General features: G+C 61.3%; 25 protein-coding genes and 1 pseudogene. 17 read left to right on the top strand and 9 right to left on the bottom strand.

The genetic code is table 11. From position 1 onward, the window contains the following. The first annotated feature begins 88 nt into the window (after positions 1 to 88). From OSC50_RS05025 to OSC50_RS05010, 4 genes are all read left to right on the top strand, one after another. The gene (locus OSC50_RS05025; RefSeq protein ID WP_266246477.1) at positions 89 to 715 is read left to right on the top strand and encodes a TetR/AcrR family transcriptional regulator; all 627 of its coding nucleotides are present in this window, start codon (positions 89 to 91) and stop codon (positions 713 to 715) included. Between the two features lie 189 nt (positions 716 to 904). Then, on the top strand, positions 905 to 1,963 hold the full coding sequence (locus OSC50_RS05020) for a diguanylate cyclase (RefSeq protein WP_181080150.1): 1,059 nt from the start codon (positions 905 to 907) through the stop codon (positions 1,961 to 1,963). A gap of 263 nt (positions 1,964 to 2,226) precedes the next feature. After that, positions 2,227 to 3,546, top strand: a complete 1,320-nt coding sequence (locus OSC50_RS05015; protein WP_266246479.1) for a methyl-accepting chemotaxis protein — start codon at positions 2,227 to 2,229, stop codon at positions 3,544 to 3,546. Between the two features lie 85 nt (positions 3,547 to 3,631). Next, entirely contained in the window at positions 3,632 to 4,150 is a 519-nt protein-coding gene (locus OSC50_RS05010) for a DUF1003 domain-containing protein (protein ID WP_181080148.1), read from the top strand. Here the strand turns inward: OSC50_RS05010 and OSC50_RS05005 are convergent. After that, on the bottom strand, positions 4,147 to 5,031 hold the full coding sequence (locus tag OSC50_RS05005; protein ID WP_266246481.1) for a LysR family transcriptional regulator: 885 nt from the start codon (positions 5,029 to 5,031) through the stop codon (positions 4,147 to 4,149). The genes OSC50_RS05010 and OSC50_RS05005 overlap by 4 nt on opposite strands. An 80-nt stretch (positions 5,032 to 5,111) precedes the next feature. Here OSC50_RS05005 and OSC50_RS05000 point away from each other — a divergent pair, with 80 nt between their 5' ends. Continuing rightward, a complete protein-coding gene (locus OSC50_RS05000; protein ID WP_266246483.1) occupies positions 5,112 to 5,819 on the top strand; it encodes a CTP synthase C-terminal region-related (seleno)protein in 708 nt (235 codons plus the stop codon). Next, positions 5,816 to 6,130, top strand: a complete 315-nt coding sequence (locus tag OSC50_RS04995; protein WP_266246484.1) for an antibiotic biosynthesis monooxygenase family protein — start codon at positions 5,816 to 5,818, stop codon at positions 6,128 to 6,130. Before OSC50_RS05000 ends, OSC50_RS04995 begins: the two co-directional genes overlap by 4 nt. On the opposite strand, the gene OSC50_RS04990 is transcribed toward OSC50_RS04995, so the two are convergent. Continuing rightward, a complete protein-coding gene (locus tag OSC50_RS04990) occupies positions 6,127 to 6,465 on the bottom strand; it encodes a DUF2025 family protein (protein WP_266246486.1) in 339 nt (112 codons plus the stop codon). The genes OSC50_RS04995 and OSC50_RS04990 overlap by 4 nt on opposite strands. A gap of 231 nt (positions 6,466 to 6,696) precedes the next feature. On the opposite strand from OSC50_RS04990, the gene OSC50_RS04985 reads away from it, so the two are divergent. Together OSC50_RS04985 and OSC50_RS04980 are read left to right on the top strand one after the other, a co-directional pair. Next, the gene (locus OSC50_RS04985) at positions 6,697 to 7,824 is read left to right on the top strand and encodes a glycerophosphodiester phosphodiesterase (RefSeq protein ID WP_181080144.1); all 1,128 of its coding nucleotides are present in this window, start codon (positions 6,697 to 6,699) and stop codon (positions 7,822 to 7,824) included. Positions 7,825 to 7,903: 79 nt separating this feature from the next. Next, complete coding sequence (locus OSC50_RS04980; protein WP_253509068.1) at positions 7,904 to 8,209, top strand: PepSY domain-containing protein; 306 nt, start codon at positions 7,904 to 7,906, stop codon at positions 8,207 to 8,209. Positions 8,210 to 8,254: 45 nt separating this feature from the next. Here the strand turns inward: OSC50_RS04980 and OSC50_RS26120 are convergent, their stop codons facing one another. Beyond that, complete coding sequence (locus OSC50_RS26120) at positions 8,255 to 8,959, bottom strand: methyl-accepting chemotaxis protein (RefSeq protein ID WP_414704489.1); 705 nt, start codon at positions 8,957 to 8,959, stop codon at positions 8,255 to 8,257. 228 nt (positions 8,960 to 9,187) lie between these two features. Next, positions 9,188 to 9,298 (bottom strand): annotated as a pseudogene (locus tag OSC50_RS26115) (hypothetical protein); the annotation flags it as partial. 820 nt (positions 9,299 to 10,118) lie between these two features. On the opposite strand from OSC50_RS26115, the gene OSC50_RS04970 reads away from it, so the two are divergent. Beyond that, positions 10,119 to 11,141, top strand: a complete 1,023-nt coding sequence (locus tag OSC50_RS04970; RefSeq protein ID WP_181080141.1) for a transporter — start codon at positions 10,119 to 10,121, stop codon at positions 11,139 to 11,141. 131 nt (positions 11,142 to 11,272) lie between these two features. Next, positions 11,273 to 12,889 (top strand): inorganic phosphate transporter, encoded by a 1,617-nt coding sequence (locus tag OSC50_RS04965; RefSeq protein WP_266246491.1) that lies wholly within the window; start codon positions 11,273 to 11,275, stop codon positions 12,887 to 12,889. A gap of 10 nt (positions 12,890 to 12,899) precedes the next feature. Here OSC50_RS04965 and OSC50_RS04960 read toward each other — a convergent pair whose 3' ends face one another. Continuing rightward, complete coding sequence (locus tag OSC50_RS04960) at positions 12,900 to 13,802, bottom strand: LysR family transcriptional regulator (RefSeq protein ID WP_266246492.1); 903 nt, start codon at positions 13,800 to 13,802, stop codon at positions 12,900 to 12,902. A 108-nt stretch (positions 13,803 to 13,910) separates the two neighbouring features. Here OSC50_RS04960 and OSC50_RS04955 point away from each other — a divergent pair, with 108 nt between their 5' ends. Beyond that, positions 13,911 to 14,669: an SDR family NAD(P)-dependent oxidoreductase gene (locus OSC50_RS04955; protein WP_266246494.1), complete on the top strand. Its 759-nt coding sequence runs from the start codon at positions 13,911 to 13,913 to the stop codon at positions 14,667 to 14,669. Here the strand turns inward: OSC50_RS04955 and OSC50_RS04950 are convergent. Next, positions 14,568 to 15,080 (bottom strand): multidrug/biocide efflux PACE transporter, encoded by a 513-nt coding sequence (locus OSC50_RS04950; protein ID WP_181080137.1) that lies wholly within the window; start codon positions 15,078 to 15,080, stop codon positions 14,568 to 14,570. The two genes, OSC50_RS04955 and OSC50_RS04950, sit on opposite strands and share 102 nt — an antisense overlap. A gap of 87 nt (positions 15,081 to 15,167) precedes the next feature. On the opposite strand from OSC50_RS04950, the gene OSC50_RS04945 reads away from it, so the two are divergent. Further along, positions 15,168 to 16,022, top strand: a complete 855-nt coding sequence (locus OSC50_RS04945; RefSeq protein ID WP_266246495.1) for a LysR family transcriptional regulator — start codon at positions 15,168 to 15,170, stop codon at positions 16,020 to 16,022. A 98-nt stretch (positions 16,023 to 16,120) separates the two neighbouring features. Continuing rightward, the gene (locus OSC50_RS04940) at positions 16,121 to 16,618 is read left to right on the top strand and encodes a GNAT family N-acetyltransferase (RefSeq protein ID WP_266246496.1); all 498 of its coding nucleotides are present in this window, start codon (positions 16,121 to 16,123) and stop codon (positions 16,616 to 16,618) included. A gap of 61 nt (positions 16,619 to 16,679) precedes the next feature. On the opposite strand, the gene OSC50_RS04935 is transcribed toward OSC50_RS04940, so the two are convergent. Further along, positions 16,680 to 17,162, bottom strand: a complete 483-nt coding sequence (locus OSC50_RS04935) for a GyrI-like domain-containing protein (RefSeq protein WP_266246497.1) — start codon at positions 17,160 to 17,162, stop codon at positions 16,680 to 16,682. A gap of 196 nt (positions 17,163 to 17,358) precedes the next feature. On the opposite strand from OSC50_RS04935, the gene alaC reads away from it, so the two are divergent. Further along, positions 17,359 to 18,570 carry an alanine transaminase gene (alaC, locus tag OSC50_RS04930; protein ID WP_181080133.1) on the top strand — a complete coding sequence of 404 codons (1,212 nt, stop codon included), beginning with the start codon at positions 17,359 to 17,361 and terminating at the stop codon, positions 18,568 to 18,570. Between the two features lie 96 nt (positions 18,571 to 18,666). Here alaC and OSC50_RS04925 read toward each other — a convergent pair whose 3' ends face one another. Both OSC50_RS04925 and OSC50_RS04920 read right to left on the bottom strand, forming a co-directional pair. After that, positions 18,667 to 20,019 (bottom strand): GntP family permease, encoded by a 1,353-nt coding sequence (locus tag OSC50_RS04925; protein ID WP_181080132.1) that lies wholly within the window; start codon positions 20,017 to 20,019, stop codon positions 18,667 to 18,669. Between the two features lie 83 nt (positions 20,020 to 20,102). Then, the gene (locus OSC50_RS04920) at positions 20,103 to 20,636 is read right to left on the bottom strand and encodes a gluconokinase (protein WP_181080131.1); all 534 of its coding nucleotides are present in this window, start codon (positions 20,634 to 20,636) and stop codon (positions 20,103 to 20,105) included. 213 nt (positions 20,637 to 20,849) lie between these two features. On the opposite strand from OSC50_RS04920, the gene gntR reads away from it, so the two are divergent. The 3 genes from gntR (at position 20,850) to OSC50_RS04905 (ending at position 23,164) form a co-directional block, all read left to right on the top strand. Beyond that, positions 20,850 to 21,881, top strand: coding sequence for an HTH-type transcriptional regulator GntR (gene gntR, locus OSC50_RS04915; RefSeq protein ID WP_181080171.1), 1,032 nt, complete (start codon positions 20,850 to 20,852; stop codon positions 21,879 to 21,881). A gap of 314 nt (positions 21,882 to 22,195) precedes the next feature. Beyond that, on the top strand, positions 22,196 to 22,429 hold the full coding sequence (locus tag OSC50_RS04910; protein WP_253509085.1) for a DUF6124 family protein: 234 nt from the start codon (positions 22,196 to 22,198) through the stop codon (positions 22,427 to 22,429). A 102-nt stretch (positions 22,430 to 22,531) separates the two neighbouring features. Then, entirely contained in the window at positions 22,532 to 23,164 is a 633-nt protein-coding gene (locus OSC50_RS04905) for a glutathione S-transferase family protein (protein ID WP_266246498.1), read from the top strand. Positions 23,165 to 23,204 lie beyond the last annotated feature (40 nt).

The raw sequence follows: 23,204 nt of genomic DNA, 5'->3' as shown, positions 1-23,204 counted from the left end.
CTGCACAGTGTAGTTTCAAGATTGCAACAAAAGCGAGAGCAAGTAAACTACCGAGTGTAATTTCCCCTCGAAGAGCCGAACGTTATCCATGACTGCCCCTAAACGCCTTACCGACCGCAAACGCGAAGCCATCGTGAGCGCGGCCATCAGCGAATTTCGGGCTAACGGCTTCGAAGTTACCAGCATGGATAAGATCGCCGCCACGGCCGGGGTGTCCAAACGCACGGTGTACAACCACTTTCCCAGCAAGGAAGAGTTGTTCGCCGAGATACTCCATCAACTCTGGGCCAGCACCGTGGCGCAGCTCGACGTGATCTACGCCAGCGACCGCCCGCTGCGCGAACAACTGCGCGGTTTGCTGGAAGCCAAGATGAAGATGATGTCGGACGCCAACTTCCTCGACCTGGCCCGCGTCGCCATCGCCGCCACCATTCATTCACCGGAACGGGCTCAAGATATGGTCACGCGCCTGAGCCAACGCGAAGAAGGCTTCACGCAATGGGTGCGCGCGGCGCAGCAGGACGGGCGTCTGTCCTGCACCGACCCGGCCTTCGCGGCCCACCAGATCCAGAGCCTGCTCAAGGCGTTTGCGTTCTGGCCGCAGATTACGCTGGGCCAACCCACCCTCGACACGGCCACCCAGGCCAGCGTTATCGAGTCGGCCATTGACCTGTTCCTGGCCGGCTATGAAATCAACCCGCCCCGCCCGCAGTAATGCCTGTTGCCGGAGCGACATTCCTGGTCGCTTTTGACGCATTCGCCGTCTTTTTTGCGCAAATGGCCTGGAAGGACACTGATTATTCCTACGGGAATCCCTGACAATATTCACAGGGTTTCCCCGATCAACGGTCATGCCCGATCAAGTGCCGTCACCTCCGCAAAAAAAGAACTCACCCAGGTATTTATGGAAAACCGACAAGGCAAAGGGCTGTCATTTGCCAGGCGTCTCTACAAGCCAAGGATCATCGGCGCGGCCATGTGCTGCATCAGCGTGACCGCCGCGCTCTACCCGCTGGGCATGCCCGGATGGGTATGGGCGCTATTGCTGGCCAGTGGATTTGCCTGGCCACATCTAGCGTTTCAACTGGCGACCCGCGCCAAATTCCCCTACAACGCCGAACGACGCAACCTGATGTACGACGCGGTGCTGGGCGGGTTCTGGGCCACGACGCTCCAGTTCACGCCGTTGATCAGCGTAACGTTGCTATCGATGATCGCCATGAACAGCGTGGCCGCAGGTGGCACGCACTTGCTGCTGCGCGGGTTGCTTGCCCAACTGCTCGGTGCAGGGGTGGCCGGATTGATTTTCGGGCTGCGGTTTAACCCCGATGTCAGGCTGGTGGAGGTCTACGCCAGCCTGCCGATGTTGACGCTCTACCCCATGGCCATCGGCATGGTCTGCTATCAACTGGCGATCAAACTCTCGGAACACAAGCGTACCCTCAGTGCGCTGAGCCGTATCGACAGCCTCACCGGGCTGCTCAACCACGGTTCGTGGAAAGACCTGCTGAACCTCAAGTTCCATAAATGCCAGCAGCAGCAAAGCCACGCCACCATCGCGCTGATCGATATCGATCATTTCAAACAGATCAATGACACCCATGGCCACATCGTGGGCGACGCTGTGCTGCGTCAACTGAGCCTGGAACTGCGGCGCAACCTGCGCGACAACGACCTGGCCGGCCGGTACGGCGGCGATGAGTTTTGTGTGATTTTGCCGCAGATGTCGCTGAATAAAGCCGTGCACCTGATGGAGCACTTGCGCGAAACGTTCAGCGACTATCGTAACGCGCATATTCCCGAGCTACGGGTGAGCCTGAGCATCGGCGTGGCGGACTTCCAGCCCGAGTTCGCCGATGCGGCTGCCTGGCTGAATGCGGCGGACCGCGCGTTGTACGCCGCCAAACACACCGGGCGCAACCGGGTCGGCGTCAGTGACCACCGGCTCGCGTGTACCGCCTGAAAGTGGCGCAATGACATCTCGTCTGAAATCTTCGTGCACCGCCCCGTCGATAGCATAATGCCTTCACTGGTCGTCAACCCAAAAATGGTCCCGCCCACGGGCGAACTTCCGGGCAGGCTGATCACTCTGAACCCTTTGTTACACCCACCCTGCCAGCACACGGAGGCTGGCAATGAGCACGTCAACCGTACGGCACAGGCCCTACGGCGGCAGGCGCATATCCATGGAACCCCCCAGACGCTTGCTTGCCTGAGCACACGACCATGCTATTCAACGCCCATAAGAAAACCATCGACGCCCTGCAGCACACCCTTGCCCAGCAAACCCACCTGCTGAACGCCATCGAGCGTTCGATGGCAGTGATTGAGTTCGACCCCCAAGGTCAGGTGCTGCGGGCCAATGACAACTTTCTCAAGACATTGCGCTACCGCGCCGACCAAGTGATCGGCCAGTCCCACCGGATGTTTTGCACGCCCGCGTTCGCGCGCAGCGCCGATTACGCGCAGTTCTGGACGGACCTGCGCAGCGGACGCTTCCAGTCGGGCACGTTCGAACGGGTGGCCGGCGACGGCCATTCGGTGTGGCTGCAAGCCAGTTACAACCCGATATGCGATGACAGCGGGCGTGTAATCAAAGTGGTGAAGTACGCCATGGATGTCACCGCACGCCTGCAAAGCGAAAGCGAAACCCACGGCAAACTGGAAGCCATCGGCCGGGCCATGGCGGTGATCGAGTTCAACCTGGACGGCACCGTGATCACCGCCAACGCCAACTTCCTGCAACGCATGGGTTACAGCCTGGCGCAGGTCCAGGGCCAGCATCACCGCCTGTTCTGCACCCCAGCCACGGCCGGCAGCCAGGCCTACAGCGAGTTCTGGAGACGCCTTAACCAAGGCGAATTGTTCAACGGTCAATTTGAACGGGTGGACAAACACGGCAACCCGGTGTGGCTGGAAGCCAGCTACAACCCGGTGTACGACGCCGGCGGGCGCCTGTGCAAAATCGTCAAGTTCGCCTCCGACGTGACCGCCAGGGTACAGCAGCACGCGGCCGACGCCGCCAGCGCCGCGCAGGCCTATCACATCTCCATGACCACCCGGGACATCGCCGAGAAAGGCGCCGAGGTGATTCAGCAAAGTGCCAGCGGCATGCGCGACATTGCCGCCGACATCGACAGTTCATCGCACTTGATTGCCAAACTGGGCGAGCGTTCGGAGCAGATCACCACCATCGTCAACACCATCCGCGCGATCGCCGATCAGACCAACCTGCTGGCGCTTAACGCTGCCATCGAGGCCGCGCGCGCCGGTGAGCAAGGACGCGGATTCGCCGTGGTGGCCGATGAAGTTCGGCAATTGGCCGCGCGCACCAGCGGCTCGACGTCGGAAATTTCCAGCATGATCGCACTCATCCAGGCCGAAACCCGCCAGGCCATCACCAGCATGGACGGCACGCGCGACCGCGCCGCCCTGGGCGTGGAACTGGCCAACCGCGCCGGCGCGGTGATTGTGCAGATCCGCGAAGGCACCGGCGAGGCGGTGCAGGCGGTGAGCGCGTTCGCCAACGAGCGGGGCGCACGCTGAGCGCAGGCTCGGGTTATTCATGCATCAGACAGCCGGCCAGGCCTATAGTGAGTCACTGTCTTAACGTTGATGACCCGAGCCCGCCATGACCCCAGACAAACCCGAAACCGCCGCCGTCGACCACCTGCGTTTCCACCGGCGCCATGCCCACCTGGCCCCCACCTTCGGTAACGACACGTTTGCGCTGAAGGCCGAAGCGTTCGCGCGCTTCTTCGGCACGCCCGCCTTTCTTGGCGCGCAAACCCTGATCGTGATCCTCTGGGTGGCGCTCAACGTCAGCGGTGTCACGCATTTCGACGTGTACCCTTTCATCCTGCTCAACCTGGCTTTCAGCCTGCAATCAGCCTATGCCGCTCCACTGATATTGCTGGCCCAGACCCGTCAGGCTGCGCGCGACAAAGCGCAGTCCGACGCCGATGCCCAACACCGCGAAGCCTTGGCCGTCGCCAACAGCGAGCGCCAGGCCCAAGCCGCGCAGACCAACAGGCAGTTGCTGGAATTGTTGGAACAGAACACCCGGCTGACGGAAATCACCAAGCAGCTGTCGGAGCACATCGACAGCCTGACGTGCGAAATGCATCAACACTTTGTGCGCAAGACTTAACCCTGCGGCAAGCGCACATGTCGACCCAGTTCATCGAACAGCGTCACCACCGAGCGCAAGGCCCTGCAATCGGGGCGCGTGAGCAACCATAGTGCCGTGTCATGCGCAGCCAGTGGCGGGCCCAGGGCTTGCAGGGTGTGATCGAGCAGAAAACTCGGCAGCGCCGCGACGCCCAGCCCCGCCCGCACCAGTTCGGTGACCGACAACATGCTGTTGCAGCGATAACCGGGACGCACACCCGGCAAGTGCTCGCGACGCCAGACGACGGTGGGGTGATCGGGCAGAAAATCATCCGGCGCGATCCAGGCCAGTTCCGCCAACACTCGGCCTGCGTGGCGGGCGGCATAATCGCTACTGGCGCAGACTTGATACGACACGCTGCCCAGGCAACGTCCGACGAGATGCTCCGGCGGCGTGCGCGTTAACCGCAGGGCAACATCGGCATCGCGTCGACTGAGGTTGGCGAAGTCATTGGAAGTGCTCAGTTCCAGGGCCAGCGCCGGATAGTCCGGCATGAACTGCGCCAGCGCCGGCAGCAGCAGGCCCTGTAATACCAAGTCGGTACACGTCAGGCGCACCGTGCCGCTGATCACTTCGCCACCTTGCTCCACGCCAATCCGCGCCGCTTCCAGCGCCTGCTCCGCGCGTTCGGCCTGTTGCGCCAGGGTAGCGGCCAGGCCGCTGGGCAGGTAGCCGGCGCGGCTCTTTTCAAACAGGGTCTGGCCCAATGCCGCCTCCAGCCGACGCACCGCGCGAAATACCGTGGAAACATCCACCCGCAGCAATGCCGCCGCCCGCGCCAGGGTGCCGCCGCGCACCAAGGCGAGGATCAGAGAGAGGTCGGCATAGTCGAGCTGATAGTGCGTGGCTGCATTGAGCATATGCGTAAACGCCAATATTGATTGCGTGAGCGCCAATCTATAGTGCACGCCAGGACACCACAAGCCATGGGATGCACCCAATGAAACACCCTCACCTGCACCTTGCCCTGATCGGCGACTACAACCCCGATGTGCTTGCGCACCAGGCGATTCCCATCGCGTTGCAACAGGCCGCGGACACCCTTGGCGTGCAGGTTCACGCGCAATGGCTGGCCACCGACACCGTGACGCCCGCCACCGAACTGCACGGCTTCGATGGTTTCTGGTGCGTGCCCGCCAGCCCCTACCGCGACACCGCAGGCGCGTTGTGCGCCATTCGGTTTGCCCGCGAACAACGGCGCCCTTTCCTCGGCACCTGCGGCGGTTTTCAACATGCGGTGCTTGAGTATGCCCGCAACGTGCTGGGCTGGGCCGATGCCGAGCACGGCGAGCTGGCGCCCAATGCCGCCCGCGCAGTGATCGCGCCGTTAACGTGCTCGCTGGTGGAAGCCACCGATCCCGTGGGTTTAGCGCCCTACACGCGGATCGCCGAAGCCTACGGCCAGTTGCAGATCGAAGAAGGCTATCGCTGCCGCTACGGGGTAAACCCGACCTTCGCCGATGCATTGCTCGCAGGGGCACTGATCGCCTCCGGGCATGATTCGACCGGGGATCTGCGCGCGGTGGAGTTGCTCGACCACCCGTTCTTCGTCGCCACCCTCTTCCAACCGGAGCGCGCCGCGCTCAAAGGCACCCCCGCGCCGTTGGTACTGGCGTTGCTCAAGGCCTGCCAGGCGGTGTCGGCATGATCGCCAGCACCCCGGCGACGCCTTACTACGCAGTGATTTTCACCTCGCTGCTCGCCGCAGACGATCAAGGCTACGGCCAGGCCGCCGCGCGCATGCTCGAACTGGCGCGCGAACAGCCGGGGTTTCTCGGGGTAGAGTCGGCGCGGGAGCACGGCCTGGGGATCACCGTGTCGTATTGGGCCAGCGAAGCGGCAATCCTGGCCTGGAAACACCACGCCGAACACCGGGAGGTGCGTGAGCGAGGGCGCTCCACCTGGTATTCGGCGTTTCACACACGAGTGTGCAAGGTGGAGCGCGACTATGCCTTTTAGGCGCGAGCGTGTGCCTGCACCAGACTGCGCAAGGCACTGATCTGCGGGATTTCCACCCGGCGCATGTACACCCGCAGCGGTTCGGTGATGTGGATGCGATCGTCGATATTCTGATCAAGCAGCAACTGGATGCGCTCGCGGGACAGGGTCATGGTTTGCCCCGGGGCCGGCAGCCAGACAAATTCGGCGCAGGGAATGATGCCGTCATCGGCCACGTCCATGCCGAACGAGTCTTCGCTGAAACGCACGATGTATTGGTCGGTCTTGCGGTTGAGGCCGACGAAACCGTTGAGTTGGTCGGCGGCCTGGCAGATAAGCTCGGAAGTGATGCGCATGCTAAACCTCACTGAAAAGTCCCACAGGGACTGGAAAGATGGTTTACACGCGTGGCAGAAATTGCTGTCCTCTGACGGGGCAGCTGCGGGCAAGAGTACTGCAATGCCTGCTGAAAAAGGCAGAAAATCGATGGGTGCACACGTTAATGTCGGTTTGGTGATAGCGCCTTTCGCAATCAATTGTTAAAAAGGAGCCCTTCTCAAAGCTACCTCCAAGAAAGGACTTCGCCTATGCCTGCCACGTTCACTAAGAGCGCCTTGCTGCTCGCCCTGATGCTCGGCCTGGGCCATGCACAGGCCGCCGAACCGATCAGCCCGGCTGAATTGGCAACCAACGAAGGCATTCCCTACCCCGCTGTGATCGCTCACCGTGGCGCCTCCTACGATGCCCCCGAGTCCACCGCCGCCGCTTACAAGGTTGCGCGTGACCTGGGCGCCGACTACTTGGAACTGGACCTGCAGCGCAGCAAGGACGGCGTGCTGTTCGCCCTGCACGACAACAATCTGCAACGCACCACCGATGTGGCCACCAAGTTTCCCGAGCGCAAGGACGCGCCGGCCAACGAATTCACTTGGAAGGAACTGCAAACCCTCGACGCCGGCAGCTGGTTCAACGCCGCCTACCCGGACCGCGCGCGCCCCGGTTTCGTCGGCCTGAAAATCCTCAGCCTGGACGACATCATCAAGATTGCTGAAGGCAACCCGCAGCACAAACCCGGCCTGTACATCGAAACCAAAGAACCCAAGCAATTCCCCGGCATCGAAGCCGACCTGAAAAACAAACTGCTGGATAAAGGCTGGTTGAGTTCCGCCGGCTCCAAGCTGGGCAAAAGCAACACCGGGGTTGGCCAGGGCAAGGGCCGCGTGGTGCTGCAAACCTTCGAAACCGCGAGCCTCAAAGAGCTGCAGAAGGAAATGCCGAACACGCCGAAGATTCTGCTGCTGTGGGTGGGCGAAGGCAGCATCGAGCCTAAATCCAAGCAGACCTTCGCCGAATCCGGCGAGCCGACCAAGGCCGCGTACTACGCCAAGCAAGAACCCAAGGACGCCGCCGAATTCGAAAAGTGGGTGGACGAGGCCAAGCGCCTTGGCGCCATCGGCACCGGCCCGTCGGCCCAGTTGACCAACCTCGGCGACCAGAGCTATTCGGACCTGGTGAAACCTGAGATGAACAAGCTGACCCACGACAAAGGCCTGCTGGTGCACGTGTACACCGTGGATGAGCCGGTGGACTTCGAGAAAGTGATGAAGGCCGGCGTCGACGGCATCTTCACCAACCGCGCCGCCGAACTGCTCAAGTTCTACAAACGCTGGCCGTCGTCGAGTGTGCAGGACTTGCTCAGGGACAATAAGTTCTGAGCCCGCCTTTAAGGGTGAGTTAAGTTGCGCCGGTTAATCTGGCGCCACTTAAACAGCTCAACCGAGAAGGACACACCCCATGAAAACTTTGACTGCCCTGTTCGCCGCCACCGCTCTGACCCTGACTGCCGGCCTGGCCCAGGCGGATGTTCGCCCGGACCACATTGAAGGCCTGCTCAAGTCCGGCGCGGTAATGCCATTCGAAAAACTCAACGCCGCCGCCGTGGCCAAGCATGCCGGCGCCAGCATCACCGACACCGAGCTGGACCACAAAAACGGCGTACTGGCTTACGAGGTCGAAATGACCGACACCGCCGGCAAAAAGTGGGATGTGACCCTCGACGCCAAGACCGGCGCCGTACTCGAAGACAAGCAGGACTCCTGATCAACGATTGCGCCACCCGCGAGGGTGGCGCTTTTTTATGCGCGATCAACCGCCCAGTCGCGCCGTCACTTCATTGAGCTCCCCGGATAGCCCTCGCAGGTTCTGGCTCGCCGCTTCGGTGCGTCGCACGTTGTCCAGGTTGGCGGTAGCGACCGTTGTGATCTGCGTGATATTGCGCGAGATGTCCTCGGCCACCGAGGTCTGCTCTTCGGCTGCGGTGGCGATCTGACGGTTCATGTCACGAATCGCCTCCACCGCCTGCGTGATGTGCGCGAGCATGGCACCGGCCTGAGTGACTTTTTCCACACTGTCGTCGCTGCATGACTGCCCGCTCACAATCGCCTCGGCCGCATCCACCGCGCCGGTTTGTACCGCCTGGATGATCCCGTTGATCTCGATGATCGACGCCGCGGTGCGTTGCGCCAGGCTGCGTACTTCGTCGGCGACCACCGCAAAACCGCGTCCCGCCTCCCCTGCACGTGCCGCCTCGATGGCGGCGTTGAGCGCCAGCAGGTTGGTCTGCTCGGCAATCCCACGAATCACTTCCAGTACTTTGCCGATGCGCACGCTGTCGTTTTCCAAGCGACGAATGATGGTGCCGGTGTTGAGGATTTCAGTGCGCATCTGGCCGATGGTGGCAATGGTGACTTGCATCACGTCGCCGCCTTCACGCGCAGAGCGGTCGGCCTCATCGGCGGCGCGGGATGCGTCGGCGGCATGACGTGCAACTTCCTGGGCGGTGGCCGACATTTCAGTCATGGCCGTGGCCACCTGATCGGTGCGGGTAAATTGATCGTGGGTGCCCGAGGCCATCTGACCGGCAATCGAATTCAGCTCGCCACTGGCACTGACCAGGTCGGTGGCACTGCGTTGCAAGCGGCTGAACGTCTCGGCCAGGAAGTCGCGCAACGTATTGGCGGCGGCGGCCAGATGACCCAGTTCATCCTGGCGCCGGCTGGCGACTCGCTCGGCAAAACGCCCACGGCTCAATTGCGTCACGTAGTCGATCAGGCCACGTATTGGCTGGATCAGGTTACGGTTGATCAACCACAGACTGAACAAACCGATCAGCACACCGGACAGCAGCATGATGCCCAGGCCCACCACTACGGTGCGCTCGGCATAGGCACTGATGGCCAGGGATTTCTGGTTGCCTTGCTCTCGCAGGTCGTTGACCAAGGCGCTCATCTGCTCACTGGCGGCGCGGTCCACGCCTTTGACAGCCGTGTCGCCGGCCACCGGGTCGCCACCGGAAGCCACGTAGGCGTCGCGGCCTTTCTGGTAGGCCACGCCGAGTTGCTGATGTTCCTGGCGCAGGGTTTCAATGCGTCGGCTCAACGCCGGATCGCTGTCGGTCTGGGTGACCAGCCGCGCCAGAATGCCTTGCACATCGTGTTGTCGTGCCTCGAACTGGCCCCAGTATTTTTCCAGGTCCTGAGGCTGTTTGCCGCGCAGCAGAACGTTTTTCCATTCCTGCACCTGCACTTTGAATTGCAGGTTGGCTTCATCGATCAGTTGGGAGGTGTGCAACGGGCCATCGATCAAGCTGCGATAGCTCTGCACACCATTGGACAAGAAGTTGAAACAAGCCAGGGCGATCAACAGCATCGCCAACAGACTCCCGCCGAGCAGCGACAGAATCTGCGCTCTCAGTGAAGCTCGTAAAACGTTCATCGGGGAAAGCCTCGATACAGGAAGAAAGGCGCACGCACAGCCACATCCCTGTCATCCCGCCAACCCTTTCGACAGTGGTGCTTACACGTTGGATCGACCGTTCCAGACGCTTCTTGAGCGTAGCTGACCGGTGGTCAGCCCCTCCGAGCCGTCACAAAACTGTCAAATCTCCCTGCAATGATTCGCCCACGCGAACCTGTGAAAAGTCCTACAGACGCTTTCTCTGCGAGCCTCCATGAACCACAGCATCGACCACAGCCACCAGGACTCTGACCTGTTTGGCTTGCTCTACGGTTTTCGTTTTCGCCCAGGTGAAAAAGGCGAGCAGATCGACTCAGCCACGGCCTTGCAAGCACTGCAGCAACCGGCCGACTCGGAAGAATTCCTATGGCTGCACCTGAACCTGGCCCACGCGGCCTGCGAGCGTTGGATGAAGGCTCACCTGCAGCTGCCCGAAGAGTTCTTCGAAGCGCTGCATGAAGGCTCGCGCTCCACGCGCATCGAACACGTCGACGCAGCCTTGCTGGCGGTGGTCAACGATGTGGTATTCAACTTCAGCAGCATGGTCTCCTCGGATATTTCCACGCTGTGGGTGTGTGCGCGTAGCCGGCTGTTGATCAGTGCGCGCCTGCAACCGCTGCACTCGGTGGATAAATTGCGTTCGTCGGTCAAAGGCGGTGAGCGCTTTCGTTCGCCGCTGGAATTGCTCGTGCATTTGCTGCGCGATCAGGGCGAGGTGCTGACGCAGATCGTGCGCAAGACCAGCATCAGCGTGGACCATATCGAAGACCAGTTGCTTTCCTCGCGCGTGTCCACCAACCGCGCCGAACTGGGCGCCATGCGCCGGGTGCTGGTGCGCCTGCAACGCTTGCTGGCGCTGGAACCGGGCTCGCTGCTGCGGCTGCTCAACCGTCCGCCGCAGTGGTTGCAGAAGGAAGACGTCAAAGAGCTGCGCAAGTCCACCGAGGAGTTCGCGCTGATCATCAACGACCTGACGGCCCTGGGCGAACGCATCAAGCTGTTGCAGGAAGAGATCGCCGCCAACCTCAACGAGCAGAGCAACCGCACGTTGTTCACCCTCACCGTAGTGACGGTGCTGGCGCTGCCGATCAACATCATCGCCGGTTTCTTCGGCATGAACGTCGGCGGCGTGCCGCTTTCCCAGGATCCGGAGGGGTTCTGGATTCTGGTGGCGCTGGTGGCGACGTTTACCTTGATTGCCGGACGCTGGGCATTCCGCAAGCGCAAGGACTACTGAGTGCGCCCTGCCCTGGCTGCACGAGCGGACCGACGGCGCCTTCAATCACCTAAACACTGACGTGCCGCAGCATCTCTGTAACATTCTGCAATGATCATGGGCGACATCCTCCTCACTCTGGATGCTCCGGCATGGCCACCCCTTCCCTGACTGCTTCCACGTCCGCCCCCCTGGCAGGCCCCAAACCCCGGCTCGACAAGAAACCCGGCCTGGTCACGGTGATCATTTTCTTCGCCGTGCTTGCCATGGGCCTGTTATTCACCGCCTACAGCCTGATGCACGACATGCACGAGATGGGCGCACAGGTCACCACCTGGACGCCATTCCTGTTGCTGGGCGTGGCACTGTTGATCGCCCTGGGCTTCGAGTTCGTCAACGGGTTCCATGACACCGCCAACGCTGTGGCCACGGTGATTTACACCAATTCGCTGCCGCCGCACTTCGCGGTGGTATGGTCGGGCTTTTTCAATTTTATCGGCGTGCTGCTTTCCAGCGGCGCGGTGGCGTTCGGCATCATCGCCCTGTTGCCGGTGGAGTTGATTCTGCAGGTCGGCTCCAAGGCCGGCTTTGCCATGATTTTCGCGCTGCTGATCGCCGCGATTCTGTGGAACCTCGGCACCTGGTGGCTGGGGTTGCCTGCGTCGTCATCCCACACCCTGATCGGTTCGATTATCGGCGTGGGCGTGGCGAACGCCTTGATGCATGGGCGCGACGGCACCAGCGGGGTGGATTGGAGCCAGGCGACCAAGATCGGTTATGCGTTGCTGTTGTCGCCCCTGATCGGCTTTGTGTTTGCCGCTTTGCTGTTGCTGGCCCTGCGCGCCTTCGTGAAAAACCGCGCGCTGTATAAAGCCCCCAAGGGCGACACCCCGCCGCCGTGGTGGATTCGCGGCATGCTGATCGCTACCTGCACCGGCGTGTCGTTCGCCCACGGTTCCAACGACGGCCAGAAAGGCATGGGCCTGATCATGCTAATTCTGGTCGGCACCCTGCCGATGGCTTATGCCCTGAACCGCACCATGCCCGCCGAACAATCGTTGCAATTTGCGGCGGTGGCCGAAGTGACCCAGGCCGCGCTGGTCAAAAGCGCGCCGCAGGCCGCGCCAGGCGACCCGCGCGCGATTCTGTCGGTGTATGTGCGCACCAAGGAAGCCACTCCGGAACTGGTGCCGGCCCTTGCCGCCCTCGCCGGCCACATTGGCGATGAAGTCAAAGGCTACGGCTCCCTGGCCAGGGTTCCCGCCGAAGCGGTCGGCAACGTGCGCAATGATATGTACCTGACCAGCGAAACCATTCGCCTGATGGACAAGGGCAAGGTCGGCAACTTCGACGCTGACACCCAAGGCAAACTGCAACTGTTCAAACAGCAGATCGACGATGCCACGCGCTTTATCCCGCTGTGGGTGAAAATCGCCGTGGCCATTGCCCTGGGCCTCGGCACCATGGTCGGCTGGAAGCGCATTGTGGTGACGGTAGGCGAGAAAATCGGCAAGACCCACATGACCTACGCCCAGGGCGCCGCGGCGGAAACCGTGGCGATGCTGACCATCGGCGCGGCGGATATGTATGGGTTGCCGGTCTCGACTACCCATGTGTTGTCATCCGGCGTGGCGGGCACCATGGTGGCCAACGGCGGTGGCTTGCAGATGAAGACCATCCGCAATTTGCTGATGGCCTGGGTGCTGACGTTGCCGGCGGCGATTCTTCTGTCGGGCAGCCTGTACTGGCTGTTCACCAACCTGTTCTGACGCACCTTGATCAAACATCCGGGTGGGGTTGCACCATGGCGGCCAACCAGTCCATGAACACCCGCACCCGCATGGGCAAATGCCGTTGCCCGGCGTAGAGCAGGGCCACATCCAACGGCGGTGGCGGGTAGTCCGGCAGGATCGCCACCAGTTCACCGCGAGCCAATTCGTCGGCCATGCCCAGGGTCGGCACCTGGATAATCCCGAAGCCGCCCAGGCAAGCCGATTTGTACGCATCGGTGCTGTTGACCGTCACCCGCCCCTTCATGGGAAGCCGTTGCACCTTATTGCCCTGCAGATACTCGAACCCCGCCGAACGTGATCCCAGCGGGCGTACGTAATGCACCAAGTGATGGTCGGCGAGGTCGGCCAAGGTGTGTGGCACGCCAAAACGCTGCAGGTAGCTGGCGCTGACACAATTGATCATCGGCAGGCTGCACAGCGAGCGGGCTACCACCGTCTGATCCGGCTGCGCGCCGATGCGCAACACGCAGTCGAACCCTTCGGCGAGCAGGTCGACCTGGCGGTCGGTGGCGCTGATCTCCAGCTCGATCAGCGGGTGTGCGTCCATGAACGATGGCAGGCGCGGCAGAATCAACTCCCGCGCCAGGGCGTTGGGCATGTCCACGCGTATCCGCCCGGCCAACTGAGCTTCGTCCTGGCGAAACAGCCCCTCGAGTTCCTCCATATGGGCCAGCAAATCCTTGCTGCGCTCGTACAACACGCGACCGTCCTGGGTGGCTTGCACCTTGCGCGTAGTGCGTTGCAGCAAGCGTGCGCCGAGCAGTTCCTCCAGCGCCTGCACATGCTCGGACACGGTAGAACGCGGCAGGCCCAGGCTCTCGCCGGCCTGGGTAAAACTCGACAGCTCGGTGACGCGTACGAAGGTGCGCAGCAACTCAAGTTTATTCATGGGATTGTTCGCCTTATCCGGCCAGTGATTCCGGTTTCGTTCTGTTTATCACGTTACAGACGGACAAATACACTCCGTCCCACATTCACATCCGAAGAGGACTGCACCATGACCCGTAAAATCGCACTTATCACCGGTGCCAGCCGTGGCCTGGGCAAGAGCGCCGCGCTGCACCTTGCCGCACAGGGCGTCGATATCATCGGCACTTACCACAGCAAGGCCGACGAAGCCCAGGCACTGCTGATGCAGATCGAACAATTGGGCGGTCGTGCCGCAATGCTGAAGCTGGATGTGAGCCAGAGCGCGACGTTCGGTGATTTCGTCGGCGATGTGGCTGGCGTGCTCAAGGATGTTTTCGCACAGGATCGCTTCGACTTTCTGATCAACAATGCCGGTATCGGCATTCACGCCAGCTTCGCCGAGACCACCGAAGCGCAGTTCGACCAACTGCTGGCGATCCAATTCAAGGGCCCGTTTTTCCTGACCCAGAAACTGCTGCCGGTGATCCGCGACGGTGGTCGCATCCTCAACGTCTCCAGCGGCCTGGCGCGCTTCAGCTTGCCAGGCTACGCAGCCTACGCGGCGATGAAAGGCGCGATGGAAGTGCTGACCCGCTACCAGGCCAAGGAGCTGGGCGGGCGTGGCATCAGCGTCAACATCCTCGCCCCCGGTGCGATTGAGACCGACTTCGGTGGCGGCGCCGTGCGCGACAACGCCGACCTCAACGCGATGGTCGCCAGCAATACCGCCCTGGGCCGCGCCGGTTTACCGGACGATATCGGTGGCGCGATCGCCAGCCTGCTCGCCGACGGCAGCCACTGGATCACCGGGCAGCGTATCGAGGCGTCGGGCGGTATGTTTTTGTAGGAGTTTTTCGCGCAGCACGTCATACCCCCAGTGATACACGTAGGTGTACGGCAGAAAAAACAGCAGTACACCGATGTCGAGGATGAACGCCTGCAACAGGCTGATCTTGAGCCACGCCGCGATCAACGGCACGCATACCAGGATCAGCCCGCCTTCGAACAGCAACGCATGGAGCACGCGGGTCCATGGGTTGTTGGCTAACTGCAGGCGCACTTTGAGGCGGTCGAACAGGCCGTTGAAGATCACGTTCCATGTCAGCGCCATCACGCTGATCGCCAGGGTGACCATGCCCATTTCCAGGGCGGGCTTGTCCATGATCCAGGCCAGCAACGGCGTACAGATCAACAACGCCAGGGCTTCGAAACCGATGGCCTGGCACACGCGTTCGGTAAGGGATTTGCTAGGGCTCATGACCCGGCTCCACAGTGAGGAAGGTTGCCATCATTACCCTTTGAATCGATACTTCATAACCAATAACCATCGATCAAGGCGATAGTCATGGCCTCACATGAAGTGCTGCAGGCGTTTGTGCAGGCGGCTACCCAAGGCTCGTTTTCAGCGGCGGCGCGCAAGCTCGGCAAGAGCCAGTCCACCGTCAGCGCGGCGGTGGCGAGCCTGGAGATCGACCTGGATGTGGTGCTGTTTGACCGCAGCAGTCGCAAGCCGACCCTCACCCCCGCCGGCCATGTGCTGCTGCAACGCGCCGAGCAGGTGCTGGAGGCCAGCAGCCGGCTTGAGTTGGCGGCGAGCCAGCTGGCCCAGGGGCTGGAGCCTAAGCTGAGCATCGCGATGTCGGACACCTACCAGTCCGACCGTTTCGAGGTCGCCCTCAGTGCATTCGAACAACGCTACCCGGACCTTGAGCTGGAATGCCTGATCGCCGAGTGCGAGGACCTGATCGCGCTGGTGCAAAGTGGTCGCGCGCAGATCGCGTTTATTGAACAGCAGGACGTGTACCCACCGGACCTGACGCGCGCGCCCGTGGAAGAACGCACGGAAATTGCCCTGTTCGTGTCCCCCAAACATCCCCTGGCGCGCCTCGGCACTCTCACCGCGCACGCCCTGCAACAGCATCGCGAACTGCGTCTGGCCAGCATCATCAACCCGAATGAAACCCGCGCCAACGGCCGCGTCTGGTCGGCCCCCAGTTACCTGATGCTGCTGGAGATGGCCCAATTGGGTTTCGGCTGGGCGCCAATTCCGCGCTGGCTGGTGGAACGGTTTGGCGGCGGCCAATTGGTGGAGCTGAAAGCACGCGGCTGGCCGCGCTCGGTGGCGGTGGATGCGTTGTGGTCGCGGCATCATCCACCGGGGCCGGCGGGGAGCTGGTTGTTGGGCAAAATGCTGGAATGATCGGGACGACTAAAGTGGGACGGCGCGGTTGAAAAATAATGTCGCTGCACCAAACCCGATAGACTGCGCCCCTACTTGCAGCCGTTCGGACACCCTCGATGCACACCCGCCTCGTCGACTACGCGGCGCTGACTGCCATGCAACAACAGCACGTCAGCGCCATCGAAGTTCACCCTGAGCAGTTGCCGTTTTGCGGCGATATGTATTGCGCGCTCAATAGCCTGTTGGCTAAACCCAGCCCCGGCGTCAAAGGCTTTGCGCTGCTGGCCGACGATTTCCCCGTCGCCTTCCTCCTGCTCAAACGCCCACCGTGCCTGCCCCATTGGGCCGATGAACACAGCGCTACGCTGCATGCCTTGCAGGTGGATCGCCGGCAACAGGGTCGCGGGTTCGGCAAGGCGTGTCTGCAGGCGTTGCCGGCGGTGGCGCTGGAGGCATGGCCGCAGATCAAGGGCTTGGAGTTGTCGGTGGACACGGACAATGTGGCGGCGATGGGCTTGTATCTGGGGCTTGGGTGGGTGGACAGCGGCGAGGCCTATAAGGGGCGGGTTGGCTACGAGCGCAGGTTGAGCCGGGCACTTCATCCGAAGCAATAACAGTCACGTAAACATGACGTTCAGAGGTCCATGTCATGTTTACGCGACATTGGTTGCCGGTTCAGCCCCGCTCTCCGATCGGTAACCAGATTTCCACCGTTCCCGTGCCTTTGCGCGCATCAAAATCCGCGCTGTAGCGCTCGAAATCCGCCCCCATCACCTTGTAGCCCGAGTGCGGCAACCATTCGAACATGATGCGTTCATAGGTCTGTTCCAACGCCTGAACCGGGCCGTGATGCGGGAACACGGCATAGTTGAGCGGTGGAATTTCGATCACGTCAAAGTTGCGTGGCACCTCGCTTTTGGTCGGGACTTCCACGCCGGCCATGTAATCGAATTCGCCGTCGTGGGGGTTATGGCACACCCCGTAGGTGAACCCGCCGACACGTTTTTTGATGTCCTTGATGCAACTGTCGAACAACTCCCACAGCCGCGGGATATCGCCGATGGTGGCCTTCGAATAACGCCCTTTTACACCGGCGATCACCAAGGCCTTGCCTGCTTCCATGCGCGGCGCCAACGGTTGTTTTCTGTGCTGATCCATACGAACAGTCTCCTTCTTATGAGGGAACAAACCCGCGTCGAGTATAGGGGCATATCCATGCGTTGCTCCAAGCAGAAAATTTTCCCACGCATATGGACAGCTGGCCATCACCGACCGTATTGTCTGCCCCGCAGGCCACCGCAGTGGCCGACGTCGCTCGGACGGTTCCGGGCGCTTACGTACTCTCGAGGCAACAATGGCCGAACAAGGTTCGCCGCGCCGCTTTGCGCGCATCGATCGACTCCCCCCTTACGTGTTCAATATCACTGCCGAGCTGAAGATGGCTGCGCGTCGGCGCGGCGAAGATATCATCGACTTGAGCATGGGCAACCCCGACGGCGCCACGCCGCCGCACATCGTTGAAAAACTTGTGCAAGTGGCCCAGCGTGAAGACACCCACGGTTACTCCACCTCCAAAGGCATACCGCGCCTGCGCCGGGCGATCTCGCGCTGGTACAAGGACCGTTATGCAGTGGATATCGACCCCGAGACCGAAGCCATCGTGACCATCGGTTCCAAGGAAGGCCTGGCGCACTTGATGCTGGCCACCCTGGACCAGGGCGACACCGTGCTGGTGCCCAACCCCAGCTACCCGATTCACATCTACGGTGCCGTGATTGCCGGCGCCCAGGTGCGCTCGGTGCCGCTGGTGCCTGGCGTGGACTTCTTCGCCGAGCTGGAACGGGCGATCCGCGGTTCGATCCCCAAGCCGAAAATGATGATTCTCGGTTTCCCGTCCAACCCCACCGCGCAGTGCGTGGAGCTGGATTTCTTCGAACGTGTGATTGCGCTGGCCAAGCAATATGACGTGCTGGTGATCCACGACCTGGCCTACGCCGATATCGTCTACGACGGCTGGAAAGCCCCGTCGATCATGCAGGTGCCCGGCGCCAAGGACATTGCGGTGGAATTTTTCACCCTGTCCAAGAGCTACAACATGGCCGGCTGGCGTATCGGCTTTATGGTGGGCAACCCGGAACTGGTCAACGCCCTGGCACGGATCAAGAGCTACCACGACTACGGCACGTTCACACCGTTGCAGGTGGCGGCGATTGCAGCATTGGAGGGCGACCAGCAATGCGTAAAAGACATCGCCGAGCAATACCGCCAACGCCGCAATGTGCTGGTCAAGGGCCTGCATGAGTTGGGTTGGATGGTCGAGAATCCGAAGGCGTCGATGTACGTCTGGGCGAAGATCCCGCAGGCGTATGCCGCCATGGGTTCGCTGGAGTTTGCCAAGAAGCTGCTGCTGGAAGCCAAGGTGTGCGTGTCACCGGGAATCGGCTTTGGCGAGTATGGGGATGATCATGTGCGCTTTGCGCTGATCGAGAACCAGGACCGCATTCGCCAGGCGGTGCGTGGGATTCGCGGGATGTTCCGCGCGGATGGGCTGGTCCAGAAAGCCTAGCCATTTGTGTTGCAAAAATGCAGTTAAAAATGTGGAAGGGGGCTTGCCCCCTCCCACATTTGATTGGGTTTTCACCCTTGCCTTGTGGTGTGCCTGTTAGACCACCAACGACAGCAACATGATGAAGATCAACGCCACCACGGACAGGATGGTTTCCATCGCCGTCCAGGTCTTGAAGGTCTCGGCCACGGTCATGTTGAAGTACTGCTTGACCAGCCAGAACCCCGCATCGTTGACGTGAGACAGGATCAACGACCCCGCCCCCGTCGCCAGCACCAGCAGCTCGCGGTTCACCCCCGGAATCATGCCCACCACCGGCACCACGATGCCCGCGCCGGTAATGGTCGCCACAGTGGCCGAACCGGTGGCCACGCGAATCACCGCCGCCACCAGCCACGCCAGCAGAATCGGGTTGATCTGCGCGGTCACGGCCATATGGCCGATCACGTCACCTACACCGCTGGTGACCAGCATCTGCTTGAAGCCACCACCGGCACCGATGATCAGGATGATCGCGGCGGTCGGCGCAAGGCTGGCGTCGAGCAGTTTGAGGATCTGCTTGGAGTGAATGCCCTGGCGGCTGCCAAAGGTGTACAACGACAGCAGCAACGCCAGCAGCAGGGCGGAGATCGGATGACCGATCATATCCATCCAGTTGCGCACGATGTGGCCGTCCGGCAGGCCGATGTCAGCGAAGGTTTTGAGCAGCATCAGGAACACCGGCAACAGCACGGTGATCAGGGTAATGCTGAAGCTCGGCAGGTCTTTGCTTTCCGGCTCGCGGGCCAGTTGATCCACCAGTTCCTGGGACGGGTTGCCCGGAATGTACTTGGCGATGAACGTACCGAAGATAGGGCCGGCGATGATGGCGGTCGGCAGTGCGACGATCAGGCCGTACAGGATGGTCTTGCCGATGTCCGCGCCAAACACACCGATGGCCAGCAGCGGGCCCGGGTGCGGCGGCACCAGGCCGTGCACCGCCGACAGGCCGGCGAGCAACGGAATGCCGATTTTGATCAGCGACACACCGGTGCGGCGCGCGACGATAAACACCAGCGGGATCAGCAGCACAAAGCCGATTTCGAAGAACAGTGGGATACCCACCAGAAACGCGGCGAACATCATGGCCCACTGGACCTTTTCCTTGCCGAAGGCGCGGATCAGGGTCTGGGCGATCTGATCGGCGCCGCCGGATTCGGCCATCATCTTGCCGAGCATCGTGCCCAGGGCGAGGATGATGCCGACAAAGCCGAGCACGCCGCCGAAACCGTCCTGGAACGCCTTGATGATCTTGTCCACGGGCATGCCCGAGGTCAGGCCGAGAAAACCTGCCGCAATGATCAACGCGATAAACGGGTGAACCTTGAAACGGGTGATCAAGACGATCAGCCCGATAATAGTGACCACTGCATCAAGCAGCAGATACGACTCGTGGGACATGCCAAACATGGGGGTCTCTCCTGTTTGTTGTTGTTATTAAAGCGGGTATTGAATGAGTTGCCGGGGATAGCGCTATCTTGTCCGGCAAACAATTATTTGGATGGTTCAAAACCGTGTTCCAGCCACCAGGCGTTGGTCTGCTCGGCGAGTTGCTCGACGTTGTCGCGGCTGGCGTTGAGGGCCAGGGTCAGCGGCTCGCCTTTGGGCGATTCGAGGGTGGCGAACTGGCTGTCGATGAGGCTGGCCGGCATAAAGTGCCCAGGGCGGTGGGACACGCGGTCGGCGGCCACTTCACGGGTCAGTTCCAGAAACACGAACCCCAGGCCCGGCGCGGCTTCGCGCAGGTGGTCGCGGTATTTTTTCTTGAGGGCCGAGCAGGTGAGCACCGGGTGTTGGCCGGCCTTGAGCGAGCGGCGCAGCTCATCGCAGAGGATGTCGAGCCAGCCGGCGCGGTCGTCGTCGTTGAGGGGGTGGCCTGCGCTCATCTTTTCGATGTTGGCGGCGGGGTGAAAGCTGTCGCCTTCAATGGCGGTGGCGCCGTTAAGGCGGCACAGGGCCTCGCTGACACTGGTCTTGCCGCAGCCGGCAACACCCATGATGACCAAGGCGGTAACTGGTTGACTCATGAAACACCTCAGGACGCAGATAGCGCTACCCTTGCACGCTGTAAGGCTAGTGCAAAAACAGGCTTTTCCCGCGCCGTCTTGTCTTTTTTTATGGAGTGACGCGTGCATCCGCTCCAATGGTTTGAACAGGATCAGGCAACCCAACGTTCAAGTATTTGCAGCCTTTTGGAGACAGCGCTACCTTAGTGCCTCGATTTTTGTTTGGCAAGCCGCCTGATGACCTCCAAGAACGATAAAAATACCCGCACGACGGGACGCCCCACCCTGAACGAAGTCGCCCGCCTGGCCGGCGTCAGCCCTATCACCGCCTCACGCGCCCTGCGCGGCATCAGCACCGTGGCCACGGAGTTGGCGGAAAAAGTCCGGCACGCCGCCGCCGAACTCAATTACGTGGTCAACCCTGCCGCCCGCGCATTGGCCTCGGCCCAGAGCCATTCGGTGGTGGTGCTGGTGCCTTCGCTGTCCAACCTGCTGTTCATCGAAACCCTCGAAGCCATTCATCAGGTACTGCGGCCCAAGGGCTTCGAAGTGTTGATCGGCAACTCCCACTACTCGCGCGATGAAGAAGAAAACCTGCTGCGCAATTACATGGCCTACCAGCCGCGAGGCCTGCTGCTGACCGGCTTCGACCGCACCGAAAGCGCCCGACGGATGGTCGAGACCAGCAACGTACCCTGCGTCTACATGATGGACCTGGACCCCAACGCCGGCGTGAACTGCGTGGGTTTCTCGCAACTGGTCGCCGGTGAAACGGCGGCGGCGCACTTGATCGCCCGTGGGCGCAAGCGCCTGGCGTACATCGGCGCGCAACTGGACCAACGCACCCTACTGCGCGGCGAAGGCTTTCGCCGGGCGCTGCAACAGGCCGGCCTCTACGACCCCGCCTTGGAACTGCTGACGCCGCGCCCCTCTTCCGTGGGCCTGGGCGGCGAGTTGTTTCTGCAGTTGCTGGCCAGCCATCCGGATGTGGATGCGATTTTCTTCGGCAATGACGACTTGGCCCAGGGCGCATTGCTGGAAGCTCTGCGCCATAACATCAAGGTGCCCGAACAAGTGGCGGTGCTGGGTTTCAACGACTTGCCGTCCTCCTCCTTCATGGTGCCGCGCCTGAGCAGCATCAGCACTCCGCGCGAAGCGATTGGCCGGCGTGCGGCGGAGCATTTGTTGACGATCATGGCGGGTAACAAGATCGCCAAGCCGGTGGTGGATATGGGGTTTGAGTTGCGGGTGCGGGAGAGCACGTAGGACCGGTGTAGGAAGCGGCTGACATTACGGTAAGCGCCTTGCCCGCTTGCCTACGCTTACGTCAGAATCCGCCGGCTTGTGTGCCTGGGAGGCGATCTTTAAGGTTTGCCGGTCGCTGAATTCTCGGTGATCGGGTTTAGTAGCCCGAGCCTCCCAACACAAGATGCATGAGCCTATCGATGCTTGATGGTGGCTGTGCGCAGGGCGCCTTCGGGTGCGCCGGGTTTGTGTGGGATACCGGTCTACTAACCTGCGTACAGCTGCCACCCTCGTTTAGTAGCGATGAGGTATCAGCCCAAATCAGGTACTTAAACATGCAAAGCCCACATCCCACGCATACGCTTTTCACCGTCATCCCCGATGTCTCCATCGAAACCCTGTTGATCAACAGTTACGAAACCGTCTGTTCCGTCAGCACCTTGCTGCTTGATTTGTCCAATGACCTATCCGGTAAACACCGTGATGTCGCCTTGGCCATTCATCAATTAAGTGAGCTGAGCGTACTGCTGGTCGGCAAGGCCGCGGACCTGCACGCCCCACGCTGTTGAGCCCCTCCCCTTCGCACATTTTTTTCCGTGCACACTTAGAGATATCGCCGTCGCTTGTCGCCCCTGCTAGATTGTCCCTCTCTCCATCGCCAGGGAAGCACCATGGGACACTCACTGAAAATCTTGGGCCGCGCGTCGTCCATCAACGTGCGCAAAGTGCTCTGGACCTGCCAGGAACTGGGCATCGACTACGTGCGTGAAGATTGGGGCATCGGCTACACACCCACTCAATCCGCCGAGTTCCTGGCCCTGAACCCCAACGCCCAGGTGCCGGTGCTGATCGATGACCACGGCGTGCTGTGGGAATCCAATACCATTTGCCGCTATCTGGTCGGCCTATACCAACGGCATGACCTGCTGCCCGCCGAGCCCGCGCCAAGGGCTCGGGTGGAGCAGTGGATGGATTGGCAGGCTACCGAGCTGAACCCGTCCTGGGGCTACGCGTTCCATGCCTTGGTGCGCAAAAACCCGGACTATCAGGACCCGCAACGCATCCAGGCCGGTGTGCAAGGCTGGAACGACAAGATGGCCATCCTCGAACAACAGTTGACCAAGACGCAGGCCTACGTCGCCGGTGATGAATTTACCCTGGCCGACATCCTTATCGGCCTGTCGGTGCACCGCTGGCGCATGACGCCGATGGAGCATCCGCCCTTTCCCGCGGTGGCGGCCTATTACGACAGGCTCAGCCAGCATGCGGGCTTCAAGGCATTCGCCCTTGATGGTCATAATTGATCGTCACGCCATAAAACCTTAAGCCATGCGCCTTATGCGC

It is taken from the genome of Pseudomonas quebecensis (assembly GCF_026410085.1).
Lineage (GTDB): Bacteria > Pseudomonadota > Gammaproteobacteria > Pseudomonadales > Pseudomonadaceae > Aquipseudomonas > Aquipseudomonas quebecensis.
Note: the sequence above shows the minus strand (reverse complement) of the source record. Positions and strands in the feature narration are given on the sequence as shown.

What these genes read in the sequence shown, in the direction of transcription:
- OSC50_RS04980 (WP_253509068.1), top strand. Translation starts at nt 7,904, where the DNA reads ATGAAAACTTTGACTGCCCTGTTCGCCGCCACCGCTCTGACCCTGACT.
- alaC (WP_181080133.1), top strand. Translation starts at nt 17,359, where the DNA reads ATGGCCGAACAAGGTTCGCCGCGCCGCTTTGCGCGCATCGATCGACTC.
- OSC50_RS04905 (WP_266246498.1), top strand. Translation starts at nt 22,532, where the DNA reads ATGGGACACTCACTGAAAATCTTGGGCCGCGCGTCGTCCATCAACGTG.
- OSC50_RS05015 (WP_266246479.1), top strand. Translation starts at nt 2,227, where the DNA reads ATGCTATTCAACGCCCATAAGAAAACCATCGACGCCCTGCAGCACACC.
- OSC50_RS04910 (WP_253509085.1), top strand. Translation starts at nt 22,196, where the DNA reads ATGCAAAGCCCACATCCCACGCATACGCTTTTCACCGTCATCCCCGAT.
- OSC50_RS04945 (WP_266246495.1), top strand. Translation starts at nt 15,168, where the DNA reads ATGGCCTCACATGAAGTGCTGCAGGCGTTTGTGCAGGCGGCTACCCAA.
- OSC50_RS04995 (WP_266246484.1), top strand. Translation starts at nt 5,816, where the DNA reads ATGATCGCCAGCACCCCGGCGACGCCTTACTACGCAGTGATTTTCACC.
- OSC50_RS26120 (WP_414704489.1), bottom strand. Translation starts at nt 8,959, where the DNA reads ATGTCGGCCACCGCCCAGGAAGTTGCACGTCATGCCGCCGACGCATCC.
- OSC50_RS04985 (WP_181080144.1), top strand. Translation starts at nt 6,697, where the DNA reads ATGCCTGCCACGTTCACTAAGAGCGCCTTGCTGCTCGCCCTGATGCTC.
- OSC50_RS04990 (WP_266246486.1), bottom strand. Translation starts at nt 6,465, where the DNA reads ATGCGCATCACTTCCGAGCTTATCTGCCAGGCCGCCGACCAACTCAAC.
- OSC50_RS04950 (WP_181080137.1), bottom strand. Translation starts at nt 15,080, where the DNA reads ATGAGCCCTAGCAAATCCCTTACCGAACGCGTGTGCCAGGCCATCGGT.
- OSC50_RS04965 (WP_266246491.1), top strand. Translation starts at nt 11,273, where the DNA reads ATGGCCACCCCTTCCCTGACTGCTTCCACGTCCGCCCCCCTGGCAGGC.
- OSC50_RS04955 (WP_266246494.1), top strand. Translation starts at nt 13,911, where the DNA reads ATGACCCGTAAAATCGCACTTATCACCGGTGCCAGCCGTGGCCTGGGC.
- OSC50_RS05010 (WP_181080148.1), top strand. Translation starts at nt 3,632, where the DNA reads ATGACCCCAGACAAACCCGAAACCGCCGCCGTCGACCACCTGCGTTTC.
- OSC50_RS04925 (WP_181080132.1), bottom strand. Translation starts at nt 20,019, where the DNA reads ATGTTTGGCATGTCCCACGAGTCGTATCTGCTGCTTGATGCAGTGGTC.
- OSC50_RS05020 (WP_181080150.1), top strand. Translation starts at nt 905, where the DNA reads ATGGAAAACCGACAAGGCAAAGGGCTGTCATTTGCCAGGCGTCTCTAC.
- OSC50_RS05005 (WP_266246481.1), bottom strand. Translation starts at nt 5,031, where the DNA reads ATGCTCAATGCAGCCACGCACTATCAGCTCGACTATGCCGACCTCTCT.
- OSC50_RS04920 (WP_181080131.1), bottom strand. Translation starts at nt 20,636, where the DNA reads ATGAGTCAACCAGTTACCGCCTTGGTCATCATGGGTGTTGCCGGCTGC.
- OSC50_RS04970 (WP_181080141.1), top strand. Translation starts at nt 10,119, where the DNA reads ATGAACCACAGCATCGACCACAGCCACCAGGACTCTGACCTGTTTGGC.
- OSC50_RS05000 (WP_266246483.1), top strand. Translation starts at nt 5,112, where the DNA reads ATGAAACACCCTCACCTGCACCTTGCCCTGATCGGCGACTACAACCCC.
- OSC50_RS04960 (WP_266246492.1), bottom strand. Translation starts at nt 13,802, where the DNA reads ATGAATAAACTTGAGTTGCTGCGCACCTTCGTACGCGTCACCGAGCTG.
- OSC50_RS04940 (WP_266246496.1), top strand. Translation starts at nt 16,121, where the DNA reads ATGCACACCCGCCTCGTCGACTACGCGGCGCTGACTGCCATGCAACAA.
- OSC50_RS04935 (WP_266246497.1), bottom strand. Translation starts at nt 17,162, where the DNA reads ATGGATCAGCACAGAAAACAACCGTTGGCGCCGCGCATGGAAGCAGGC.
- OSC50_RS05025 (WP_266246477.1), top strand. Translation starts at nt 89, where the DNA reads ATGACTGCCCCTAAACGCCTTACCGACCGCAAACGCGAAGCCATCGTG.